The sequence below is a fragment of the Imperialibacter sp. genome (genome assembly GCF_048007035.1).
GTDB lineage: Bacteria > Bacteroidota > Bacteroidia > Cytophagales > Cyclobacteriaceae > Imperialibacter.
Window position 1 is genome coordinate 1,076,947 of sequence record NZ_CP180355.1, and the last position, 22,518, is coordinate 1,099,464.

The window sequence follows — 22,518 nt, forward strand, 5'->3', positions numbered from 1 at the left end:
TTCCGCAGGCTTTTCGCCTGGCAGGTGCTGGTTGAGAAAAAAACTTACCAGTTTATTGAATCATTTACTGCTGGTATCAAACGGTAAGTCGTTCAAGATAAAGTTATTTCCATCTTGCTTAAGTACAAAATATCCTTTGGAAAATTTAGTCGCCCCTTTTTTTGCCAACTACGCTGCCCTTTTCAAATAGAAAAATTATCCCTTTCCCATAACAGGTACTCGTCAATATCCTGCTTTAAGCTGCGGTAAATGAAAGCAATCATTGAGATGTCATCGATCAGCCCCAGCGCTGGGATAAAATCAGGTATAAGGTCGATAGGGGTGATAAAATAAATAAGACCGGCAACCAGAAGGACGATGCTTTTCCAGGGCATTACACGGTAATTACCAGAAATATAGTTCTTCACCATTCTGGAAATAACCTTGATTCGTCCGACAAAACCACTGAGCCTTTCATTGCTTTGGGTAATCTCGCCAAGCTTTGTGGACACGCTCCCAATTATTTTATCTACACGCTCTCCATCCCGAAGTACCCTCTCGGCTTTCTTTTCATACGACGACAGCGCTTTTTTCTCCTTATTCTCCTCCATATGACCTAAAACACCTTTCTGATTTCATCTTTCATAAAACTCAAGGCCTGCTCCACCGGGTCACGCTCTTCCTGCATGGCCCTTTGAATGACGGCCTTTGCCAACTCAATACTCTTCGATTCTGGATTCACCTCTGTAATAGCCTGATTAACAATCATAATCACACTTTCCATCGCACTTTTTATCGACCTCCAGGCGTCGTCTGACATGTATAACTGCTGCGACAAGTTATGGTTAAACTCATCCCGAATCTCTTTGAGAAGCACATGCTGTAGTTCCTTGGAAGTGAGGTTGCCGGTGCTGAGCCTGGCAAGCAGGTTACTTGGCGATATCCGTTCCAGAAAAAGACACATTCTCTCATAGGCCTGGAGCCTGATCGGAAGAATGCTCTCGGTATTCTTCATTTTCAACTCCAACATCCTTTTTTCCAACTCCTTGTTCAGAAACGACCTAACCATCAGGTACATAGCATAAAGTACCAGGCCAGCCGGGATAATAATTTTTGCAAGATCAACTAAGGGCTCCATTTACCAGGGTTTTGATTTGAAGTTAGAATTATTTTAACGGACTTACCGTTTTCAAAATAAATAAATTTAAATCCCCGAATTGCAGCAACTTTGCCTGAGTTCTGGAAAAATTAGCGAATACAGATGAATATACACCCTGTAAGCATTAGCGAGAAAGCGCTGGGGGAGATCAAAGAGATCATTGCCAAAAAGAAGATCCCGGAAGGCTATGGCCTGCGTATTGGCATCAGAGGAGCCGGCTGTGCAGGTGTTTCCTACATGCTTGGTTTCGACAAGAAAAAAGAGGGAGACATTGAGTACTCCATAGCGGGAATTTCCGTGTTTATTGAGAAAAAGCACACCATGTACCTCATCGGTTTGGAGGTAGATTTTTACGATGGCGCTGATGCCCGTGGTTTTTCCTTTGTCAATCCCGACCTACCGGTGCCTGACCAGGCTCACTGACGACTCCTCACACCTGCCCTCCAACGGCGGCAATATCTTAGCCACGGTTATGTCAAGTATCTTCACCTCAGTGTATTCTTCAAAAAGTTTCTCTGATATTTTGTAAGCCAGGTGCTCTAGTAAGTTAACCGGAACTTCCATGATCTCAGCCACTATCTGATACACCTCCTCATAGTCGAGTGTGTCGGCCAGCTTATCTGACAATGCGGCTTTGGAAATGTCTGTTTGGAAAACCAGGTCAATGCGAAAATCATTGCCTCTTTCACGTTCAAAGCTATGAACGCCATGAAAAGAGTGAAACATCAGTCCTTTCAGTGCAATTTTTCCCTGCATCAATTCAGCTCATCAAAAAATGAGCCCGTCGAACTGATTTCCTCCAGGCTGTACTCCTCACCTGCAACCTTGATCACCTTTCTGGATTCGGTGACGGCCTTCGCTTTGACTTCTTCTTTTGCGGGAGTTTTTTGAGCTGGCTTTACCCCGGCCTCCACGGAAAGTTTTGTGACCTCGGTAGGCGACTCAAGCTTCACATCCTCATCCGAAAAAATCTCTTTTTTCACACGGGAAAGTGCCTTTACCTTTTTCAATTGTTCATCAAAGGTTTTTCCGCTTCTGTTCTTCTCGATACGATCCACCTTTTCCATGATATCGCTGGACGACATCCTCAGGCTATTGATCAAATTGTCACGATGGTTCTCAATAGACTTATAAGTTTGCTCCAGGGTTTTCACTTCCTCGTGCAAATCTTCAATGATTTCTCTCGAATGATCTTCAGCCCTCTCAATCATCGCACGGGCTTTATTTTTCGCCTCGCTCATCAACGCCTCCGCCTTCATTTGCGTCTCCTTCATATGAAGTTCGGCTGCTTTACTGGCCTGCTCAATAAGGTTAGCAGCAGTATCATCAGCAGTTTTGAGGGTTTTGAACAGCGAGCTTTCAACCTCACGGAGCTTGGCAACTTCTTTTTCGGCGGCCTCCAGCTTATAGCGCAACTCCTTGTGCTCATCTTGCATCCTCTCCCACTCTTGAGAAAGTGTGAGCAAAAATGCATTCACTTCATCTTTGTCGAGGCCTCTAAAAGCCTTTTCAAAAGACTTTTGTCTTATTTCTAACGGAGTAATTTTCATCTGATAGTATATCTTCCTTTCGACGGCGGTATCGCCAAGGGGTTAACTAATAAACCGAAAATGAAGTTGCAGGTGAGCTAAAATAGGGCAGAAAGGTAGGTAAAATCTATTGTCATTCAAAGTGGGAGGGGTTGAAATTCAAATCCCACACCGATATTGACCTGTCGTCGCTGGCAGAAACTAGCTGGTCATTGTAAGAAGTCCACAGCATTTTATTCACCGAAGTGCCGTGCCCGGCATGGCGTGATTTGTCGATCACTTTTAGCAGTTGAAGTGTTGAGGCGTCCCACACCTTGATACTTTTATCCATGCTGCACGTTACAAAATGGCTGCCCGAAGGGTTGTAAACAATATGATTGATGGCATACATATGGGCAACGATAGACTCATAAGCCACATAGTCCTTCTCCACATCCCACACCTTCAAATGTGCATCCCTACCCCCGCTTAGCAGCCACTTGAAGTCAGGTGAGTAGCAAACAGAGAACACAGAATTGGTATGAGAGTCAATGGTATTGACCAAATCATAAGTTTGAAGATCGAACACTCTTATGGCAGCGTCGCTATAACCCACTGCCAGGTGCCTGTCTACCGGGTTCACGGCAATCGTTCTGGCGCTTTTGTCGCTGAATTTAAGCCTGCGGACAATTTTCACATTTGGCCAGTCAATCACAATCACCTCACCGCTTCCCGTGGCCACAAATAACAAATCCCTGTAGTACTGAATATCGAATATTGCAGCGTCGGTCAACTTCAGGGAAGCCTTTTCTTTGCCTTTGGCAGTGTCAATGAAATGGATGCCGTCGTAATTATGTCCAGCCACCAAAAAACCAGCCTCATGGATGTAACAAAGGGCATAAATTGAATTGTCCAGCTTGGCTACCAGTCGGCCATTTTCCGGTGCCTCCAAATCCCAGCTGGCCACCATACCATCGCCGGCGGCGGAGTAGAACAGCTGGCTGGTGCCTCCCCGGGCTAACGTATAAATACAGTCCTTGTGCCCGGTAATGGCAGCCAATTTTTTCACCTCCACTTTTGACATTGCACTTTCTCTATTTAGTTTCGATCAACGGATTACAAACATACAAAAGATGCCAGTGGTTCTGACGAAACGTATTAGTGAGGACGAGATTCTGGCGATTTGGGAAATCACCGAGTCGTATGAGGAATTTGAAGAGCGTCTTCACAGAACCCACTGGATCGATAATGCGCAGGAAGGAACCATCCACCCCATCAAAAGACTGGAGTACCTCTCCTGCCGTTTTGCGACAGAGCACCTTGCCGGGGCTATCAATATTCCGTTTCACGGAGTTTATAAAGACTTCCACGGTAAGCCGCATCCGAAGGGAGACGAGTTTTTCCTTTCATGGTCGCATGCCTATCCGTATGCTGTAAGCTGTATCCATCTCAAAAAGCCTGTTGGCATAGATATTGAAAGACCCAGAGAGCAGCTTGTGAGAGCAAGCAGTAAATACATGAATGATGACGAAACATCTTTGGTAGAAGGAAACAACCTTGATCAGCTATGCCTCATTTGGGCCGCCAAAGAAGCTATTTTCAAAATGAATGGCAGAAGCGGTTTGTCGCTGAAGGACGACATAACAATAGAGAGCATAGAAAATACCAAAAAAAAGGTATTGTCTAAGGCCAATATTAATGGTAGCATTAAAAAAATATCTCTCGATTTCTTTCGAATGAAAGAAAACTGGGTGGTATATACCCGATAAATAGCTATATTTATATAAAATATTTTATATTTTATCTTCTTAAAAGAATATTAGAATTGAAAAAGACTGCTTGTGTATTTTTTTTAATTGCCTGCTTACTTCAAACTACTGCGCCGGTTTATAGCCAAACTATCTCAGGCGATATCAACCTGCAGGACGTTTCGTCAGGAAAGTCCTTTAGTTTTTCGAGCTTGTCCGGAGCTAAAGGTATTGTCGTGTTTTTTACGAGCGAACACTGCCCTTATGCCAAGCTCTACGAAAAGCGAATAGTGACGCTGGCAGCAGAGCTCAAGGGACTCGGTATTCACACAGTGTTGGTCAACCCCAACGACGGCATTCTAAGCCCCGATGATGCAGTGGAAAAGATGAAAGGAAAAAGCTACCCTTTTCCCTACCTGGCCGACAAACAGCAGCAGTGCGTGAAAATGTTCAACGCCCAAAAAACACCGGAGGTGTTCCTGATCAAAGCTTCAGGAAGCAATTATGAATTGGTTTATCAGGGAGCATTCGACGACAACCCGATGTCGGAAGAGGAAGTAACGGAGACTTATCTGGCCAATGCGGCAAGAGCCCTGGCTGCCGGGAAAGCAGTTGCCAAAAAGGTGACTAGACCTACTGGTTGTATGATTAAGAGCCGTCAATAAATCTCTTCATCACCCAATACCTTCAAGAGTATCTTTATTTCGTCGGTGCGGTGGTAGTCGCCCAGCAGATAGTGCTTAAAGGCTCAGTTTATCGAATTGACAGAGTGTGTTTTGTCAGAAATAGAAAAATTCTCCTTAAAAGCTGCGTTGCAGGCAAAGAATCATCCTTGCAATTTTAACATTAAATGTTAAAATTGCAAGGATGATTCCGAGAGAGATTCAAAGACAAATACAGACACTGCTAACAGAATTTCCTGCAGTTGCGATACTTGGGCCAAGGCAGGTAGGCAAAACAACGCTCGCCGACGCTATTGCAAAAACAATGAAATCCAAATCCGTCTACCTAGACCTCGAGCTTCCGTCAGATCTCTCGAAGCTGCATGAGCCAGAACAATACTTCGAACTTCACAAAGGCAAGCTGATCATCCTCGATGAGATACAAAGAGCGCCAGAGTTATTCTCAATTCTGCGAGGAGTTATCGATCACCGTAAACGTGAAGGTTATACATCGGGGCAATTTCTAATTCTCGGGTCTGCCTCTCTGGATCTTTTAAAACAATCTTCTGAATCATTAGCAGGACGGATTGCTTTTACTGAGTTGACCGGACTTTCCATTAACGAAACTTATAACCACAAGACCGACAATATCAATCGGTTGTGGTTAAGAGGCGGATTTCCTGATAGCTACACTGCCCCATCAGATCAATCCAGCTTTCGGTGGCGTTCCAATTTCATTTCCACCTATCTGGAAAGAGACATTCCTCAGCTTGGTTCCAGAATTCCCGCCACCACCTTACGAAGGCTTTGGACAATGCTTGCGCACTCGCAAGGCTCTCAAGTCAACATGTCAACTTTGGCAACCGGGCTTGACACCTCCGTCACCTCTATCAAGCGCTACCTTGATCTCCTTGAAGACTTACTTCTCATCAGAACTTTACGACCATGGGCTGGAAACGTAGGCAAAAGGCTTGTCAAATCACCCAAAGTTTATATCCGGGACAGCGGGCTTACTCACTCTCTTCTTAACCTGATAACTATGGATGATTTATTGGGTCACACCATTGCAGGACTAAGCTGGGAAGGCTTTGTTATGGAAAACATGTTGTCGAATTTGAAGTTAGGTAGTACACCATGGTTTTACAGAACATCAGCAGGAGCAGAAATTGACCTCATTATTGAAAAGCCAGGAGGAGGTAACTTCGCCATCGAAATCAAAAAATCTTTGACCCCAGTACTTTCGAAGGGATTTTATCACGCCTGTGAAGATGTCAGGGCCGTAGAACGTTTTGTGGTTTACCCTGGTACTGAAGAATACTCTATCGGCAATGGTGTAATAGCAATACCAGTAGGTAATGCTATGCAATTACTCCAATAACAAAAGGCCGTCAATAAATCTCTTCATCACCCAATACCTTCAAGAGTATCTTTATTTCGTCGGTGCGATGGTAGTCGCCCAGCTTGTCGAAAGAAACGATCAGGTTTCTCATGATGCGCCTTATGATTTCGAGGTTAGCGCACGGCTGATAATAAGATTCCTGAGGAACGAGGTGCAGATGCTCAATGTAATTGTTGATATCTTCTTTGCTGAACACCAGCCCTTTGTTGAATACATTGATATAAAACTGAAGCTTCTCTGTTTTGTAAGTAAGTATAAACAGATTGGGGAGGTTCACGCCTTTCACAGGCATATCGAGTTTCTGCGCTATCAGCATGTAAACCACGCACAATGAGATGGGGTTGCCTTTTCTCGACTCAAGTACCGTATTGATCATTGAGTTGGCAGGTGAATGAAAATGCTTGGTATTGGCACTAAACTTCAGTTTTCCGAAGATGGCACTGTTCAACATCTTCACCTGATCAAACGGACTCAACTCAGGGTTGTGCTCAGTCCAAACGTCCACAAAAAGCTGCTCAAAGTCTCTTACCAGCTTGCTGAACTCCAGATCGGGGTATTGGTAGGTCGCAATCAACCACAAGCCTTCAAGCAGGTTGTCTTCTCTCTCATCCATCCACGCCTTCAATCGCTCCTGCAAAAGATCGAACTGTAGCGTATGGATCATGTCCTCCAGCCTTCGCTGAACAGTTGGATTGAAGCTTTTTTCCCATTCGCCCTCCAAAAACGGAATAATTGTCGTGCCTAGCGACATTATTTTCCCCTCCACATGAGTGCTAACCTCAGTGTCATCGTCGTCAAGCAACGACACCAACGCTTTTAGCTCTCCCTCATTGATCACCTCTACACCCATTTATACTGAATAACTTTAGTTCTGTTAATGGAGAAATACCTCGTCAAAATGCCTCAAAAAAACAAGAATCAAAAGAGAGTTTCAAATTAATGCATGCCCCTTAACGCCTGTTATGTTTGAATAATTCCCACGTTGAATGGCCTGGTAATAGGGGCATGATTGGCCGCTTCAATCCCCATGGAAATAATTTTCCTGGTCTCGGACGGATCAATGATCCCATCCACCCATAGCTGCGACGCCGCATAGTATGGGCTTAACTTTTTATTGTAACTGTCTGTAATCTCGTCCAGGAGTTCCTTCTCAGCCTCCGGTGTTATTTCCTTTCCCTGCCCTTTGAGGGTTGATACTTTGATTTGCAAGAGCGTTTTGGCTGCAGAACTGCCACTCATTACGGCAATCTGGGCCGTTGGCCAGGCATAAATCAACCTCGGGTCATAAGCCTTGCCACACATGGCATAGTTGCCAGCACCATATGAATTACCAAGAATGAAAGTAAACTTGGGCACCACGGAGTTAGCCACAGCGTTGACCATCTTTGCGCCGTCCTTTATGATGCCGCCATGCTCAGCCCGGCTCCCCACCATGAACCCGCTCACATCGTGAAGAAACACGAGCGGTATCTTCCTCTGGTTGCAGTTCATGATAAAACGGGCCGCTTTATCTGCCGAATCGCTATAAATCACCCCACCCATTTGCATTTCTGAGGCTGCTCCTGAGCCTTTTTTTGCCTTTACTATCTTCCGTTGGTTGGCCACTATCCCCACCGCCCATCCGTTCACTCTTCCATGTCCGCAAATGAGCGTCTTTCCGTACTCAGGCTTGTACTCATCAAATTCCGATCTGTCCACCATACATTTGATCACTTCCAGCATATCATAGGGTTTGACCCTGTCTACAGGAAAGAGGCCATAGAGTTTTTGTTCGTCAAGTGGTAGTTCAGCTTTTACCCGGTCAAAGCCGGCATTCTCCGGAGCCCCTATCTTGTCAAAAATCTTCCTTACTGCATCGAGACACGCTTCGTCATTTGGATACCTATTATCAGTGACTCCAGATATTTCACAGTGGGTGGAGGCACCCCCAAGTGTTTCGCTGTCTACATCCTCACCGACGGCTGCCTTTACCAAATAGCTGCCAGCAAGAAAAATGGAGCCTGTTCCGTCCACAATCAGCGCTTCATCGGACATGATAGGCAAATAAGCCCCGCCGGCCACACAGCTACCCATAATAGCCGCCACCTGCACAATGCCCATGCTCGACATCAGGGCGTTGTTGCGGAACTGCCGCCCGAAGTGCTCCTTGTCAGGAAATATCTCATCCTGCATGGGCAGAAAAACACCGGCACTGTCGACGAGGTAAATGATCGGAAGTTTATTTTCAATAGCGATTTCCTGGGCCCGGAGGTTCTTTTTGGCAGTGATGGGGAACCAGGCCCCTGCCTTTACAGTGGCATCGTTGGCCACTATCACACACTGGCGTTTGCTTACATAGCCAATGCCAACGACAACACCTCCGGACGGGCAACCGCCATGCTCTTCATACATGCCGTCGCCCACAAGAGCACCTACTTCAAGAAACTCCGATTCGGCATCGATCAGCTGGTGTATCCTCTCCCTGGCGGTGAGCTTTCCTTTGGCATGTTGGGCATCAATTTTTTTAGTGCCACCACCTTTTTTTACTTCGGCAAGTTTCTGATTGAGTTCACTAACGAGGAGCCTTAGTGCATCTTCATTTTTGTTGAATTCCAGATTCATATAAGCTTTTGGGTTAATAGCTAATTCTGACGTGCCTCCATCGCATCGGCTCAGATGAAACCCAAATTACCTCAAAAGGATCAATTTTTGTCCCTCGCCAGGTCTTTTTCGATTTTCTTCCTGCTTTTGCCTAGTGGAGCGAAGAAATGCTTGGGATAGGCATTGATATGAACTACCAGGCTGTCAAGGTCCTCGATGGTTTTGTTCAGATTGGAATAGATTGAATCTTCTTTGAGCAGGCGGCCTACCGTACCCTCTCCTTTATTGAACATGTCGAGTGTGGTATTCACGTGTGAAAGAAGCTCCTGCGTCTCATCGAGGGTGGCCTGCAGCTCCAGTGCATTTACTTTTTCAATCGCTCCATTGGCATTGACCAAAATTGGGTCAATCCGCTTGATGGTTTGGCTAAGCTGAGCAGCCAGCTCCTGAAACGAAATCATGACATTGTTGAGTTCTTCCTTGTTCTCACCAATAATGCCATTGACCTGGTGGGCCATCACCTGAAGCTCGCCAATAGTGCTGTTGATCTTTTCGCCACTGCCCTGAAGCCCAAGAAGTATTTCATTAATTCTTCTGATGGTTATCCCTAAATTGTCGGCCACCGGTGCGGCACTTTCCTTCAGAAAATCGGTAATACCTTTATCGATTTCAGAAATAAGGGTGTCACCGTCCTCAATAGGCATCCCAACATCGTCGATGCTAAGCTCAATGGCCTTGCTTCCAAGGAAGTCGACATTGTACAGCTTTGCCCGGGTAGAGTCGGTCAAAATGATGTCCTCATCGATGGTCATTTCCACCAAAACCTGATTATCCCTGTCCTGCAGGATACGGATTTTGCTGATCCTTCCAACAGAGTAGCCGTTGACTATGACCGAGTTAGCTACTTTTAAGCCATCAATGGTCTCATAAAGTGCATAGTACTTGCTGGTATTGGAAAAAAAGTCGGTTCCCTTCAAAAAATTGAAGCCGTAGTATAGCAGTGCTCCAGATACAATAGTAAATAAGCCTACTTTAAATTCTTTAGAAAATCTCACGTAGTCTGGTTTAGTTCATTGACTCAATCTCATCCTTGTAATCTCTGAATGCCCGAAAGATGCCAGAAGCTATATACGATTGTTGCAAGGGATCGTTGAGCTCTTTTTCTTCCTGCTCATTGCTAAGATACCCTGTTTCAATCAAAACACTAGGCATAGAAGTCTCCCAAAGCACCCAAAAACCAGCCATTTTCACTCCCCGGCTATGTTTACCCACCCTTGTTTTGAACTGATGCTCAATTTTTGATGCCAAACTAAGGCTGTTTTGCTGGTAAGCGCTTTGGGTTAAACTAAACAGTATATACGATTCAGGAGAGTTGGGATCAAAGCCTTCGTACACTTCGGAGTTTTCTTCCTGAAGGATAACGGCGTTTTCTCTTTTGGCAACATCAAAGTTAGCATCACTCTTGTGAAGTCCCATTACATAGGTTTCGGTGCCTTGAACTGTTGGGTTGGCCACCCAATTGCAATGGATCGAAATAAAAAGATCGGCGTTGTTTCTGTTGGCAAATTGTGCCCTTTCATGCAAAGAAGGAAAGGAATCGTCCTTTCTGGAGTAGAGGACTTCTACATCAGGAAGGTATTTCTTGATGGTTTGCCCCAATTCCAGGGCTATTTTCAATGCTATATCCTTCTCTTTGGATATCTTTCCGTGTGTTCCAGGATCCTTGCCGCCATGTCCGGCATCAATCACAACCTTCCTTACCCGATAGTCGTGAACCCCAATAGGGGAATAGGATGCAGCAACCAGAAGCAGTGAAAATGAAAGTAATAAGACAATATTTTTCACAACATTTCGGTTGTTAACCTTAAACGAAATAATTTTACGCAAAATTGAAAATTTTTATCAGAAACTGAAATCTGGTCGTTCATTTCAAATAACCATTTCTTAATTGTCCCAATTTTAAATGCTCTCAATAAAAAATGCCTTACTACTTGCTATCGGCATCATTATATCCACATGGGGGCATGGGCAAAATTTAGGCCAGAAATCGGGACAAGATAGCGTAGCCATCGAAGAGCAACTCCCCATTTTGAAAGGAGATACCCTGGTGCCCAAACCAGAGCAACGGTTTTTGGGCAGCGACACGTTGAGTTTGCCAGGGAGTGATTTCTTTCAAAATCTGGATATCGATTCACTGGTTAACAAGCAGTTAGGGGCAGACACATTGAAGACTGACTCGGCCAAAGTAGCCATAGAAATTCCTAAAAGCGACATCGAAACTGCTATTAAATACGAGGCGGCAGATTCGATCTTTTTGGATGTAAATACCCAAAGAGTGATGCTCTACGGTGAAGGGAAAATCAACTACGGCAAAATCGAGCTCCAGGGAAGTAGAATAGACATTGACTGGCCTACGAATACCATCAAAGCCAACTATACGACAGATTCATTGGGAAAGAAAGTCGGTGTGCCGGTGTTCACCGAGGGTGATGAGAGCTACAATGCTCAGGACATGACTTACAACTTCAAAACCAGAAAGGCGCTTGTGAACGGGATTGTCACCCAGCAAGGCGATGCCTACATGCACGGTGAAAAGGTAAAAATGAATGCCAGCAGCGAGCTTTTTATCAGGAATGCCAAATACACCACCTGTAACCTGGAAGATCCCCACTTTCACATAGCCTCCAGTAAACTGAAAGTGATCCCTGGCAATAAGGTCGTTTCGGGGCCTTTCAATCTTCATTTCAGGTCTATCCCAACACCCCTGGGTTTTGCTTTTGGTATGTTTCCGCAGCCAAAAAAGAAAGTATCGGGTGTGCTGGTACCCAAGTATGGAGAAGAACGGCGGAGGGGCTTCTTTTTGAAAGACGGGGGCTACTACTTCGCCATCAACGACTATATGGACCTTGCGCTGACCGCTCAGGTTTTCTCCAAAGGCAGCTACGGTGCAACGTCTGACTTCCGGTACAAAAAGCGTTATGCTTTCAATGGCAATATGAACCTGTCGTACAACAGGAATAAAGGCGAAAATGAAGAGGACAGCCTGTCGACCAAAGACTATTGGATCAGGTGGAGTCATACACCAGAAACAAAAGGAACGTTCCGGATTTCGTCGTCAGTGAACGCAGGTAGCTCCACCTATAGCCAAAATAACTACCAGAGTGTGCAGTTCAACACCAACTCACAATTCAACTCCAGTGTGAGTATGAGCAAAACGTTCACAGGCACACCATTCAATGCCTCGCTCAACTTCAGGCAAAGCCAGAACGTGCAAACCAAATCGATGACCATATCGGCACCGGAGTTTACACTGAACACCAACCGGTTTTTTCCGCTTGCCTGGATCACGTCTGGAAATGCTTCTGTGCTTGATAAGTTGAGTGTTTCACACAATTTTAGCCTTAAAAACGAGTTCAACAACACCAACCCAAACTACAATGCCAATATTGATGGGTCTGAGCAATACCTACCCGTCAACTCCGACAATCTGCCGGGCATGCTTCGCAACTCCAAAAACGGGGGAAGACATTCGGTGCCTGTTTCCACTACATTTAATGTGCTTAAATTCATCAGCGTCAGCCCAAGTTTTAATTACACAGAGTGGTGGTACCTGAAAGAGCTCAACAGGCGATGGGACGACGAGCAAAAAGAAGTGGTTACCGATACGGTTCGTGGCTTTAGCCGGGCCGGATCTTATAGTTTCGGGACGGGTTTCTCCACCAGGCTTTACGGTATGGTGTTCGTAAAAGGAGAAAAAGTGGAAGCTATTCGCCACGTGATCACCCCAACCGTCTCCCTGTCCTACTCGCCTGACTTTTCGGAAGAAAGGTTCGGTGTCTATCAAAATGTCCAAAGTGACTCGCTGGGGAGGACGAAGTTGTATTCAAAATACGACGGGTTTGTGTTTGGTGGGCCGGGCCTGGGGAAATCGGGCAGCATCGGCTTTTCGCTTAACAACAACTTTGAGATGAAAGTGCGAGACAGAAAAGACAGCACCCAGGAGTTTAAAAAAGTGAAGCTGCTCGACAACCTGTCCATCAGCTCCGGCTACAACCTGCTGGCCGACTCCTTCAACCTAAGCACAATAGGCTTTACCACCAGAACGCTACTATTTAACAAATTGGACATTAACTACAGGATGACGCTTGATCCTTACCTGTATGTGCTCGATAGTACCACCAATGTGGGTGGCGTACGTAAGGTGTACCAAACGAAAGTGGATGAATTCACATGGAACCACGGCCAGGGCATAGGAAATTTAAGCAATGCAAGTATTGCGTTAAGTACCAGTCTTAACCCAAAGGCACAAAAAGAGCAGAATAAGGACAAGGAAAGCGAGTTTGGAACAGAGGAAGAAAAAGACTACATCCGAACGCACCCTGATCAATATGTAGATTTCAATATCCCCTGGGACCTGCGTCTGAGCTACAACGTGGACTTTAGGAAAACAGGGTTTGCTGACCCAGTTGTAACGCAGTCGTTCACCATGAGTGGCAATACCTCCATTACCGAAAACACCAAGATCACGTTCAGCTCAGGCTACGACTTCAAAAACAAAGAAATAACGCAAACCAGGCTCGGCATCATTCGGGACATCCACTGCTGGGAGCTGTCCGTCGACTGGACACCCTTTGGCCGCTTCACATCCTACTCAGTGACTTTGAGAGCCAAGTCGTCACTTCTGCAAGATTTGAAGTTGAGCAAACAAAGGAGCTTCTTCGATTCGTTTTAAGCAACCAGCGCTGCCATTCTCGCTATGAACCAAATAAAGGGTCGGCAACTTCTACAAAGTTCATCGCCAGCAGCCCTAAAACGCCGATTACCAATAGATAGTAGATAGTTGGGATGATGGTCTTTCTCAAAATAAGTCCTTCCTGCCCTAAAAACCCCACAGTAGCAGATGCAGCCACAATATTGTGTATCGCTATCATATTCCCCGCCGCTGCTCCCACAGCCTGAAGTGCCACCATAAGCGTGCCTGGCATCAACAGCCTCTCAGCCACTCCAAACTGGAAGAAACTGAACATGAGGTTACTGACGGTATTACTGCCGGCAATGAAGGCCCCCAGCGCACCAATGGAAGGGGCAAATAAAGGGTAAATACTTCCGACATTGGAGGCCACCCACTCGGCCATGACTATAGGCATTCCAGGGATGTTCCCAGGATTAACCCCTGAATTGATATAAATTCTCACCATAGGCACGGTGAAAATCAACACGAAGCCTGCACCCAAAATCATTTTACTACTGTCGGAAAAAGCCTGCCTGACTTTTCCCATCTCCATTTTATGCAACAAAACCGTTAAAAATCCAGCCAAAAGAAGAATGGTGCCAGGCAAGTAAAAGGGCGTGCTGCTGGCTGAAATATCTGTCCCCAGAATTTGGTTGTAGCTCACGGCGATGCTGGTAAGCATGCCTTTAAAAGGAAGCTGCGGAAGGCGGCTGAGTACCAGAAGCGCTGCCACCAACAGATAGGGAGCCCAGGCAACAGCCAGCGAAAATGGAGCCTTTTCCAGTTTGTTGTCCGGCTGCACTTCGAGGCTTCCCAGCCATAGTTTAGGCCAGCTCTCCCGGGGCGGGAAATCCCAGCCGGTCTTCGGTACCAGAAATCCTTTTTTAGCAGCTGCCACCACTATAACAAGGCCAACGAGGGATCCAAATAGGGAAGGAAACTCCGGCCCCAGCACAAAGCCGGTGATCACATAAGGAATAGTGAACGCCAGCCCGCCGAGGATAGCGAAAGGAATCATGGCAAAGCCTTCCCGCCAGCTTTTGTTGGCACCAAAAAAACGGGTCATCATGCAAATCATAAACAGGGGCATCAAAACCCCGGCAATGGCGTGCAACACCACCACTTGACTGGTCACTATGTGCAGGTAGTCGAGGAAACTAATATTGGCGGCGGATAGTTGGCCTTCAAAGTCAATACCCTGCAGGCCTCCTCTTAATCCCACCAGCACGGGCGTGCCCACAGCGCCAAAGGTAACAGCAGTGCTTTGCACCATCATACCAAGCATAACGGCCGCCATGGATGGAAAACCCATGGCCACCAGTAGCGGTGCCACAATGGCGGCAGGCGTGCCAAAGCCGGCAGCTCCTTCAATGAACGATCCAAACAGCCAAACGATGATCACTACCTGTACACGCCTGTCGGTGCTGATGTCAGAAAAACCACGCCGGATGACTGTGATAGCACCAGAGTAGCTCAATAACGTGAGCATCAGAATGGCTCCAAAGATGATATATAAGATATCGAAGGTGATGAACAGTCCTTGAATAGTAGAGGCCAGAATATTAGCCAGTGGGAAATCCCAGGCTAGAAAAGCCACGATTGCTGTAAGTAGAAAGCCTATCGGCATCGAAATTCGGGCGGAAAGCCGGAACCCAGCCAACATAATAGCAACGACCAGGATTGGGAAAAGCGCAAGAAATGAAAGTAGTGACAAAGACATAGGTATGGTGTTTATAAAGTCGCCCCAGTGGGCTTACCGAAAAGGCACAAGCATGCTTTGAATACTCAATTCAAGTGCCTGATTTGAAGATAGATCAATTCAAAGTGTTTAACCAGCCGCTCACAACAATTGGTAGGCATCAAGGGTAAGAAAGTCTTTAAAGTCCTCCTCTCGCACCAGTTTGTCGAACAACTCGGCGGCTATTTGCAGCTTGCCCGTAGCCACTCGTTCTTCGCCCAAAAGCAGCGCCGCATTGGCCTTTTCGGCTTCAAAAAGCGTTTCATACAATTCGATGTCGACAGCCCTTCCGTCGTCGAGCAACACACCCTCGCTGTGCAGCCATTGCCAAACCTGCGCTCTTGATATTTCGGCTGTAGCAGCGTCTTCCATCAGGTTGTACAAAGCCGCAGCACCAGTGCCCTGAAGCCATGATTCAATGTAAAGAATGCCAACATTTATGTTTAGGCGCAAGCCATTTTCAGTGATTTTTGCGCCCTCAATATTCAGGTTCAAAAGATCGTCTCTACCGACAGTTACATCGGCACGCATCACATTCTTCTGGTGTGGCTTCGTTTTTAAAACCGCATTAAACTCCTCCATGGCCGCAGGCACAAGAAATGGATGCGCCACCCAGGTGCCGTCGTAGCCCTGGCTGGCTTCATTCTTCTTGTCCTGATGCACCTTTTGGAACGCAAGGTTATTTGCTTCCTCATCCTTTGACGGAATAAAAGCAGACATGCCTCCAATAGCATGGGCACCCCGTTTGTGACAGGTCTTCACCAAAAGCTCAGCGTAGGATTTCATGAAATGAACACCCATGGTAATCTGAGCACGGTCGGGTAAAATAAATGCTTTATGATGCCTCAATTTTTTTATAGTACTAAAAATGTAGTCCCATCGACCTGCATTCATGCCGGCAATATGATCCTTCAGTTCATACAGTATTTCCTCCATTTCGAAGCTGGCCAAAATCGTTTCCACCAGCACGGTGACCTTTATGGTCGCCTGAGGAATACCCAACAACTGCTGTGCCTTCACGAAAACATCGTTCCACAAACGTGCCTCAAGGTGACCTTCCAGTTTGGGCAGATAATAATAGGGGCCGGAACCGTTTTCAAGCAGCGCATGAACATTGTGAAAAAAGTAGAGGCCAAAGTCGAACAGTGATGCAGACAAAGGCTCACCGTCTACCTCAACATGCTTCTCGGTCAGGTGCCAGCCTCTGGGCCTGACTACAAGTGTGGCAATCTCCTCCTTCAGTGCATAAAGTTTACCATTAGGTGCCGTAAAGTCTATTTCCCTCAAGTTGGCGTCTTTTAGGTTGACCTGGCCATCGATGCAGTTTTCCCACGTGGGCGAATTGGCATCTTCAAAGTCGGCCATAAACACCCTGGCACCAGAGTTGAGTGCATTGATTACCATTTTTCGATCGACAGGACCGGTAATCTCAGTTCGTCTGTCCTGCAAGTCAGCGGGAATGGATGCTACCTGCCAGTTTCCGTCACGGATTTTTTTGGTGCTCCCGAGAAAATCGGGCAGCTCGCCAGCATCAATGGCCTTTTGCCTTACTTCTCTGGCCTGCAAAAGCTGCTTTCTCTTTTTATTAAAGCTTCGGTGCAGCGCCACCACAAATTCAATTGCTTCGGGGGTAAGAATGGCTTCGTAGCCTTTCAACACCGCTCCGTTTATTTTCACTCCTGGTATGTCAATTTTTGATGTTTTCATTTTCCGCTTTACTTAACTTTCTAATACTTATTTAAGGCCACCAAAGCACAGGTATTTGATCTCCATAAAGTAGTCCATGCCGTATTTGGATCCTTCTCTGCCAATACCCGATTGTTTCACTCCGCCGAAAGGTGCCACTTCGGTGGATATCATACCTTCATTAATGCCCACCATACCCGTTTCCAGGGCTTCAGCTACCCGCCAGCACCGGCCAACATCACGGCTGTAGAAATATGATGCAAGACCAAAATCGGTATCATTGGCGATCTGGATAACTTCTTCCTCTGTTTTGAACCTGAACACAGGAGCTACCGGGCCAAACACCTCCTCCCGGGAAATGATCATCTCCTGAGAGGCTTCGGCAAGGACGGTGGGCTCAAAATACAAGCCCTCCAATGCCTTGCCCCCTACTACTACTTTACCTCCTTTGGCCAGGGCGTCGTCCATATGATTTTTTACCTTAGCCAGCCCTTTTTCATTGATGAGTGGCCCAATTTCAGCGCCTTCTTCCAGGCCATTGCCTACCTTCAGCGCTGCTACAGCCTTTGAAAATTTCTCTACAAACTCATCGTAAACGCCGTCCTGCACCATAAGCCGGTTGACGCATACACAAGTCTGGCCGCTGTTGCGAAACTTGGACGCCATAGCCCCTTTCACTGCTTCATCAATATCGGCGTCGTCAAAAACAATAAAAGCCGCATTGCCACCGAGTTCCAGCGAAAGCTTTTTAAGGGTTGAAGCGCTTTGGCTCATGAGCACCTTGCCTACGGCAGTGGAGCCTGTAAATGACAGCTTTCGCACTTTTTTGTTTTCACAAAGCTCCTTCCCTACCTCGCTGTTGTCCGATGTGGTAACCGTATTGTATACGCCCGGAGGAAAGCCTGCCAGTTCGGCGAGGTGAGAAATGGCCAGAGCGGTAAGGGGAGTCTCCGTTGGCGGTTTCACTACTACCGGGCTGCCCGCCGCCAGGGCAGGTCCAACTTTTCTTGTGATCATAGCGAGCGGAAAATTCCATGGAGTGATGGCAGCTGCTACACCGATTGATTGCTTGATGACGACAATTCTCCTGTCGTTGCTATTGGCAGGGATCACATCACCATATGTGCGCTTAGCCTCTTCGGCAAACCACTCAACAAAACCGGCACCGTAAGTCACCTCTCCGAGGCTTTCGTTCAATACTTTCCCACATTCGAGGGTCATTAGTTTGGCTAATTCATTCCTGTTTTCCAAAATGAGATTAAACCATTTGCGCAACAGCGTTGACCGTTCTTTAGCTGTGAGATCCCGATAAGCTGGCCATGCTTCGTTAGCTGCTTCAATGGCCTTGCGTGTATCTTCACGACCCATGTCGGTCACGCTGGCCAGTACTTCGCCTGTGGCCGGATTAGTCACATCAAAAGTCTTTCCGCTGGCAGCACGCACCCACTGGCCATTTACGTAGGATTCCGTTCTTATTAGTTTGCTAGTGTCCACTTTTTTGTCTGTTTAAGTTAGTTCAACTCTGGGAATGCCCGGGTTAGAAAGTGATTATCTGGCGTATGGCCTCTCCCTTTGCCAGCCTTTCAAAGCCTTCATTCACCTCATCGAGGGCAAGCTTGTGAGTCATGAGTTTGTCCACTGGCAGCCTGCCGGATTGATACAAAGCGATATAGGCAGGAATATCTCTCGCTGGAATGCAGCTACCCAGGTAGGAGCCCTGTAGTGTTCTTTCTTCAGCTACCAGTTTCACAGGAGCAAATTCCATTTTCTTGCTTGGGTGTGGCAAGCCGGCCGTCACCGTTTTTCCACCTCTCGCAGTGGCGTTGTAAGTAAACTCCAGCGCAGCAACCACTCCTGCGAACTCCAGCCCAATATCAACGCCGCCATTGGTCAGGTCTTTTGTTTTTTCAAGTGCGTTTGGCTCCGAAGTATCAATGGCTTCATGAGCGCCCAGCTCCAGCGCCTTGGCTAGTTTCTCTTTGTTGACGTCAGCGACAATCACCTTGCTCGCACCTCCTGCCAGTGCGCCCAGCAGTGCGGCAAAGCCCACACCCCCCATGCCAGTGATCAGCACAGACTCGCCCATCGATAGCCTGGCTGTGTTGATGACTGCGCCTACACCCGTCATGACGGCACAGCCAAATAGGGCGGCTATGTCGAACGGAAGGTCTTTCACTACTCTCACTACCGACTGCCTCGACACAACAGTGTATTCCGCAAAACCTGACACTCCCATATGGTGATGTACTTTTGCATTTTCCTTGTTGGTTAGCCTTGTGCCTCCACCCAGCAAAACACCGCTGTTGTTGGCGGCCATGCCGTTTTCGCACAAAGCGGGCCTGGCGGTCATGCAAGGCATGCAGTGCCCACAAATGGGCACAAATGAAAATACAATATGGTCACCCACTACCAGGTCAGTGACTCCTGGCCCCAGCTCTACCACTTCTCCGGCGGCTTCGTGCCCCAGCACCATGGGCATTTGACGGGGCCTGTTTCCGTCCATTACCGATAAATCAGAATGGCAAAGTCCGGCGGCATGTATCTTCACGAGAATTTCACCCGTTTCGGGGCCAGCCAGGTCTACCTCCTCTATGGTCAGAGGTTTGTTTTCATGATAGGGTCTGCTTGCGCCCATGTCATGTAATACTGCAGCTCTTATTTTCATGGTATGTTATCTGATTAGATTTAAGTTACCTGGCTGGCTCAAATGGCACACCAGTTTTCATTTATCAACTCCTCCCAAAAATTCCTGAATATTTTGCTCCACTTTATCAATCAGCAGTGTTCGAGCTTCCATGCTTGCCCAGATGGAATGCGGCGTCATCACCAGTTTTTCCTCTTCATTTACCAACAAAAGTGGGCTTTGAGGGTCCAGCGGCTCTCTGGCAAACACATCGATACCAGCCCCGGCAATAAGTCCCTCGTTGAGTCCCCTCACCAGATCTGTTTCATTGACTATACCTCCTCTGCCAGCATTAATCAACAAGCTGGAGCGTTTCATAAGACCAAGCCTTTCGTAGTTGATGAGGTTGCTGGTGTGCTGGTTCAAAGGGGCATGTATGCTTACAACATCGGCAGTCGTAAGAAACTCTTCCAGTTCCAGACGAGGGTAGGGTGCCTCATAACTTTGACCCGAGGCGGAATAGTAAACCACTTCGGCCCCAAAGGCTTCTGCAATTTTTGCCACCTGCAATCCAATGCTGCCGAGCCCTATAATACCGAACCTTTTTCCGCTTAATTCCCAAAACGGTTTTTCAAAGTGCGTGAAAATATCCGTCTTTGAATAGGCCCCCGACTTCACATAATTGTCGTAGTAGGGCACTTTGTTTATTAATTGGAGCAAAATGGCAAAGGTCCCTTGAGCTACGCTTTTTGAAGAATAGTCGACAGCGTTTTTCACGGGAATACCCAGTTCGTTAGCCGCTGCTATGTCCACATTGTTGGTGCCTGTGGCAGCAATACAAATCAGCTTCAATCTTTTGGCTTCGTGAACGGTGCTTCTGTCGATGACCACCTTATTAGTGATAATTATATCCGCTTCCCGAACTCTCTCCAGCGTTTGATCCGAAGATGTAGTTTCATAATAAATGGCCTCACCGAAACGCTCCAATGATTTGATATTGGGAACATCTCCAATCGTTTTGGTATCAAGAAAAACCAGCTTCATTGGCGCTTTTTTTTAAACCTTATACAATTCTCACCCAGTCACCTAAATTTTAGGCGTTGCATATCCTTATTAAAATACTTTGCGTGAAGTGGATCGGCGTAAGCCGTGGTCAACTCGGCAGTCGCACTAAATCAGCCAACCTCTTGCGGCGAAATCAGCCACCAGCCCTGACTTTAATAACTATCTTTTTCACCGTATCGTACCCTTCTGCTTTTACGCCAGGCCGATGGGCATCTTTACCTGGGAAAACGACGAAAAAAGTCTCAGGATTCTCCTCGTAATATTTGCCTTTGGCTTCATGAAACATGATTTCCTTTTCAGCATCATACGGTTCAGTCACCGTGGATCCTTCCACTGAGGCTATGCCAATTTTCTCCTTGCCGTCAAAAACATAGTGAATGTCGGCGTAAACCTTGTGCGACTCATATTTCGTCCTGGCGAGTTCTTTAGTCGGACCATCGCTGACAATCACAAAAACGTTTTCACCGTCAATGGGGTACCTGCCCGGCTCAATGGTGGCAAGGTCGTCTCGCTGCATGTAGGCAAAGGCCTTATCCCACCAATCTTTATGGGAACTGTACTGCCTGGCCAGCTCTTGTTTGTCAATGGACTTATGGGGAACCAGATTATCGTTGTTCAGCCATTTACGCTCTTTGAACCATTCCTTTGACTCCTTTTTTCCGAGGGTTTTGCCCGATTGCGCCTGCAGCTCAAAAAACATGCTGAGCGCCATTAATAGTGTTACCACAGATAACAAACGGCGAAAAAAACTATGCATAACATTACAACTTTAGAGTTAGCTTAATAAAACGTTACCTATAGTAGTGAGCAACATTGCTCACTGTAGTCAAAAACAAATCATGTCAAACCATTTACATATGGCAACCAAATGAACTGCCGCACGACATGGAATAGGTTTGGGGTGCTGTTTGAACCAACAAAAAAGGGAGGGGTTATACAGCAATGATTGCCAATAGCTATGATTCGACCGGCATTCACTTATCAGACTGCTTATGATCAGCTGATACTGTATACCCCCCTGCTTTCACCTACCTACTTAATCGTTTAATGAGGAGCACGACCCAGTCCAAACTGGTCACCAATTTTCACCGCTTTGTTGTCAACGAATTGAATTTCGACCATTTTCTCACTAGCCACATAGTTGTTATCCTCGTCAGTAAGCAACGTCACAATTTTGCGGGTTTTCACATCGATCACTTCGCCGCTTGACGGATAGGCATACTTACCATCAAGACTGAAAGTCACCCAGCCTGGCATGTCCTGCAAAGGAATAGTAGTGAGTTGCTTGTATGGAGGCTTGTTTTCGAAAATATGCATGCGCATGTTATGTCCGTCGCTCACCCAAATTTCCTTCTCGTCAGGTGTGAGACCTATACCATGACTTGGGCAGGAGTGTCTCCTGACTGGTCCTTTTTCCCAGCCTTCCACAGTCACCCTGGCCAACTTTTCCCCTGTTTTCAGGTCTCCAACTTCAAAACCCAGCAACTCGTTGACGTTAACAAACACAAGCGACTCATCACTATTGACTGTGAATGGGCGAATACCTCCGCCGAACGGCCCTACCTTGCTCACAAGCGTATGGGTCTTAGTGTCCGCAATATTCAAAAAAGGAGTGCCAATGTCTGCCAGATAGGCTTTG

General features: G+C 46.6%; 20 protein-coding genes. 5 read left to right on the plus strand and 15 right to left on the minus strand.

Annotated features, from left to right (window positions below; translation table 11 throughout):
- Nucleotides 1-182 precede the first annotated feature (182 nt).
- Together ACMVP2_RS04825 and ACMVP2_RS04830 are read right to left on the minus strand one after the other, a co-directional pair.
- A complete protein-coding gene (locus tag ACMVP2_RS04825; protein ID WP_416866929.1) occupies nucleotides 183-590 on the minus strand; it encodes a YkvA family protein in 408 nt (135 codons plus the stop codon).
- 5 nt (nucleotides 591-595) lie between these two features.
- Nucleotides 596-1,117 (minus strand): hypothetical protein, encoded by a 522-nt coding sequence (locus ACMVP2_RS04830; RefSeq protein ID WP_151998023.1) that lies wholly within the window; start codon nucleotides 1,115-1,117, stop codon nucleotides 596-598.
- Between the two features lie 123 nt (nucleotides 1,118-1,240).
- Here ACMVP2_RS04830 and ACMVP2_RS04835 point away from each other — a divergent pair, with 123 nt between their 5' ends.
- The gene (locus ACMVP2_RS04835; RefSeq protein WP_339792958.1) at nucleotides 1,241-1,561 is read left to right on the plus strand and encodes a HesB/IscA family protein; all 321 of its coding nucleotides are present in this window, start codon (nucleotides 1,241-1,243) and stop codon (nucleotides 1,559-1,561) included.
- Here the strand turns inward: ACMVP2_RS04835 and folB are convergent.
- From folB to ACMVP2_RS04850, 3 genes are all read right to left on the minus strand, one after another.
- Entirely contained in the window at nucleotides 1,535-1,894 is a 360-nt protein-coding gene (gene folB / locus ACMVP2_RS04840; RefSeq protein WP_151998021.1) for a dihydroneopterin aldolase, read from the minus strand. The two genes, ACMVP2_RS04835 and folB, sit on opposite strands and share 27 nt — an antisense overlap.
- Nucleotides 1,894-2,688, minus strand: a complete 795-nt coding sequence (locus ACMVP2_RS04845) for a DivIVA domain-containing protein (protein WP_339792960.1) — start codon at nucleotides 2,686-2,688, stop codon at nucleotides 1,894-1,896. The genes folB and ACMVP2_RS04845 overlap by 1 nt, the downstream gene beginning before the upstream one ends.
- Nucleotides 2,689-2,800: 112 nt before the next feature.
- Nucleotides 2,801-3,730, minus strand: a complete 930-nt coding sequence (locus ACMVP2_RS04850; protein ID WP_416866930.1) for a WD40 repeat domain-containing protein — start codon at nucleotides 3,728-3,730, stop codon at nucleotides 2,801-2,803.
- A gap of 49 nt (nucleotides 3,731-3,779) precedes the next feature.
- Here ACMVP2_RS04850 and ACMVP2_RS04855 point away from each other — a divergent pair, with 49 nt between their 5' ends.
- The 3 genes from ACMVP2_RS04855 to ACMVP2_RS04865 all read left to right on the plus strand — a co-directional run bounded on the left by ACMVP2_RS04855 (nucleotide 3,780) and on the right by ACMVP2_RS04865 (nucleotide 6,434).
- A complete protein-coding gene (locus ACMVP2_RS04855; protein ID WP_339792963.1) occupies nucleotides 3,780-4,415 on the plus strand; it encodes a 4'-phosphopantetheinyl transferase family protein in 636 nt (211 codons plus the stop codon).
- A 56-nt stretch (nucleotides 4,416-4,471) separates the two neighbouring features.
- Complete coding sequence (locus tag ACMVP2_RS04860) at nucleotides 4,472-5,059, plus strand: redoxin domain-containing protein (RefSeq protein ID WP_339792965.1); 588 nt, start codon at nucleotides 4,472-4,474, stop codon at nucleotides 5,057-5,059.
- Between the two features lie 202 nt (nucleotides 5,060-5,261).
- The gene (locus ACMVP2_RS04865; RefSeq protein WP_339792967.1) at nucleotides 5,262-6,434 is read left to right on the plus strand and encodes an ATP-binding protein; all 1,173 of its coding nucleotides are present in this window, start codon (nucleotides 5,262-5,264) and stop codon (nucleotides 6,432-6,434) included.
- Nucleotides 6,435-6,444: 10 nt separating this feature from the next.
- Here ACMVP2_RS04865 and ACMVP2_RS04870 read toward each other — a convergent pair whose 3' ends face one another.
- The 4 genes from ACMVP2_RS04870 to ACMVP2_RS04885 all read right to left on the minus strand — a co-directional run bounded on the left by ACMVP2_RS04870 (nucleotide 6,445) and on the right by ACMVP2_RS04885 (nucleotide 10,880).
- Nucleotides 6,445-7,305: a transglutaminase-like domain-containing protein gene (locus ACMVP2_RS04870; RefSeq protein WP_416866931.1), complete on the minus strand. Its 861-nt coding sequence runs from the start codon at nucleotides 7,303-7,305 to the stop codon at nucleotides 6,445-6,447.
- Between the two features lie 110 nt (nucleotides 7,306-7,415).
- Nucleotides 7,416-9,056 (minus strand): acyl-CoA carboxylase subunit beta, encoded by a 1,641-nt coding sequence (locus ACMVP2_RS04875; protein ID WP_339795112.1) that lies wholly within the window; start codon nucleotides 9,054-9,056, stop codon nucleotides 7,416-7,418.
- 80 nt (nucleotides 9,057-9,136) lie between these two features.
- Complete coding sequence (locus ACMVP2_RS04880) at nucleotides 9,137-10,090, minus strand: MlaD family protein (protein ID WP_151998009.1); 954 nt, start codon at nucleotides 10,088-10,090, stop codon at nucleotides 9,137-9,139.
- A gap of 10 nt (nucleotides 10,091-10,100) precedes the next feature.
- The gene (locus ACMVP2_RS04885; protein ID WP_416866932.1) at nucleotides 10,101-10,880 is read right to left on the minus strand and encodes an N-acetylmuramoyl-L-alanine amidase family protein; all 780 of its coding nucleotides are present in this window, start codon (nucleotides 10,878-10,880) and stop codon (nucleotides 10,101-10,103) included.
- A 118-nt stretch (nucleotides 10,881-10,998) separates the two neighbouring features.
- On the opposite strand from ACMVP2_RS04885, the gene ACMVP2_RS04890 reads away from it, so the two are divergent.
- Nucleotides 10,999-13,767 carry a putative LPS assembly protein LptD gene (locus tag ACMVP2_RS04890; RefSeq protein ID WP_416866933.1) on the plus strand — a complete coding sequence of 923 codons (2,769 nt, stop codon included), beginning with the start codon at nucleotides 10,999-11,001 and terminating at the stop codon, nucleotides 13,765-13,767.
- A 22-nt stretch (nucleotides 13,768-13,789) separates the two neighbouring features.
- Here ACMVP2_RS04890 and ACMVP2_RS04895 read toward each other — a convergent pair whose 3' ends face one another.
- From ACMVP2_RS04895 to ACMVP2_RS04920, 6 genes are all read right to left on the minus strand, one after another.
- Nucleotides 13,790-15,487 (minus strand): L-lactate permease, encoded by a 1,698-nt coding sequence (locus ACMVP2_RS04895; RefSeq protein ID WP_416866934.1) that lies wholly within the window; start codon nucleotides 15,485-15,487, stop codon nucleotides 13,790-13,792.
- Nucleotides 15,488-15,607: 120 nt separating this feature from the next.
- On the minus strand, nucleotides 15,608-17,212 hold the full coding sequence (aceB, locus tag ACMVP2_RS04900) for a malate synthase A (protein WP_416866935.1): 1,605 nt from the start codon (nucleotides 17,210-17,212) through the stop codon (nucleotides 15,608-15,610).
- Nucleotides 17,213-17,239: 27 nt separating this feature from the next.
- A complete protein-coding gene (locus tag ACMVP2_RS04905) occupies nucleotides 17,240-18,685 on the minus strand; it encodes an NAD-dependent succinate-semialdehyde dehydrogenase (protein ID WP_416866936.1) in 1,446 nt (481 codons plus the stop codon).
- A gap of 43 nt (nucleotides 18,686-18,728) precedes the next feature.
- Nucleotides 18,729-19,856: a zinc-dependent alcohol dehydrogenase family protein gene (locus tag ACMVP2_RS04910; protein WP_416866937.1), complete on the minus strand. Its 1,128-nt coding sequence runs from the start codon at nucleotides 19,854-19,856 to the stop codon at nucleotides 18,729-18,731.
- 57 nt (nucleotides 19,857-19,913) lie between these two features.
- A complete protein-coding gene (locus tag ACMVP2_RS04915) occupies nucleotides 19,914-20,858 on the minus strand; it encodes a D-2-hydroxyacid dehydrogenase (RefSeq protein ID WP_416866938.1) in 945 nt (314 codons plus the stop codon).
- Between the two features lie 154 nt (nucleotides 20,859-21,012).
- Entirely contained in the window at nucleotides 21,013-21,636 is a 624-nt protein-coding gene (locus tag ACMVP2_RS04920) for a YhcH/YjgK/YiaL family protein (protein ID WP_416866939.1), read from the minus strand.
- Between the last annotated feature and the right edge of the window lie 882 nt (nucleotides 21,637-22,518).

Coding starts and splice junctions, on each gene's coding strand:
- ACMVP2_RS04825 (WP_416866929.1), bottom strand. CDS start 590: ATGGAGGAGAATAAGGAGAAAAAAGCGCTGTCGTCGTATGAAAAGAAA.
- ACMVP2_RS04830 (WP_151998023.1), bottom strand. CDS start 1,117: ATGGAGCCCTTAGTTGATCTTGCAAAAATTATTATCCCGGCTGGCCTG.
- ACMVP2_RS04835 (WP_339792958.1), top strand. CDS start 1,241: ATGAATATACACCCTGTAAGCATTAGCGAGAAAGCGCTGGGGGAGATC.
- folB (WP_151998021.1), bottom strand. CDS start 1,894: ATGCAGGGAAAAATTGCACTGAAAGGACTGATGTTTCACTCTTTTCAT.
- ACMVP2_RS04845 (WP_339792960.1), bottom strand. CDS start 2,688: ATGAAAATTACTCCGTTAGAAATAAGACAAAAGTCTTTTGAAAAGGCT.
- ACMVP2_RS04850 (WP_416866930.1), bottom strand. CDS start 3,730: ATGTCAAAAGTGGAGGTGAAAAAATTGGCTGCCATTACCGGGCACAAG.
- ACMVP2_RS04855 (WP_339792963.1), top strand. CDS start 3,780: ATGCCAGTGGTTCTGACGAAACGTATTAGTGAGGACGAGATTCTGGCG.
- ACMVP2_RS04865 (WP_339792967.1), top strand. CDS start 5,262: ATGATTCCGAGAGAGATTCAAAGACAAATACAGACACTGCTAACAGAA.
- ACMVP2_RS04870 (WP_416866931.1), bottom strand. CDS start 7,305: ATGGGTGTAGAGGTGATCAATGAGGGAGAGCTAAAAGCGTTGGTGTCG.
- ACMVP2_RS04875 (WP_339795112.1), bottom strand. CDS start 9,056: ATGAATCTGGAATTCAACAAAAATGAAGATGCACTAAGGCTCCTCGTT.
- ACMVP2_RS04890 (WP_416866933.1), top strand. CDS start 10,999: ATGCTCTCAATAAAAAATGCCTTACTACTTGCTATCGGCATCATTATA.
- ACMVP2_RS04895 (WP_416866934.1), bottom strand. CDS start 15,487: ATGTCTTTGTCACTACTTTCATTTCTTGCGCTTTTCCCAATCCTGGTC.
- aceB (WP_416866935.1), bottom strand. CDS start 17,212: ATGAAAACATCAAAAATTGACATACCAGGAGTGAAAATAAACGGAGCG.
- ACMVP2_RS04910 (WP_416866937.1), bottom strand. CDS start 19,856: ATGAAAATAAGAGCTGCAGTATTACATGACATGGGCGCAAGCAGACCC.
- ACMVP2_RS04915 (WP_416866938.1), bottom strand. CDS start 20,858: ATGAAGCTGGTTTTTCTTGATACCAAAACGATTGGAGATGTTCCCAAT.
- ACMVP2_RS04920 (WP_416866939.1), bottom strand. CDS start 21,636: ATGCATAGTTTTTTTCGCCGTTTGTTATCTGTGGTAACACTATTAATG.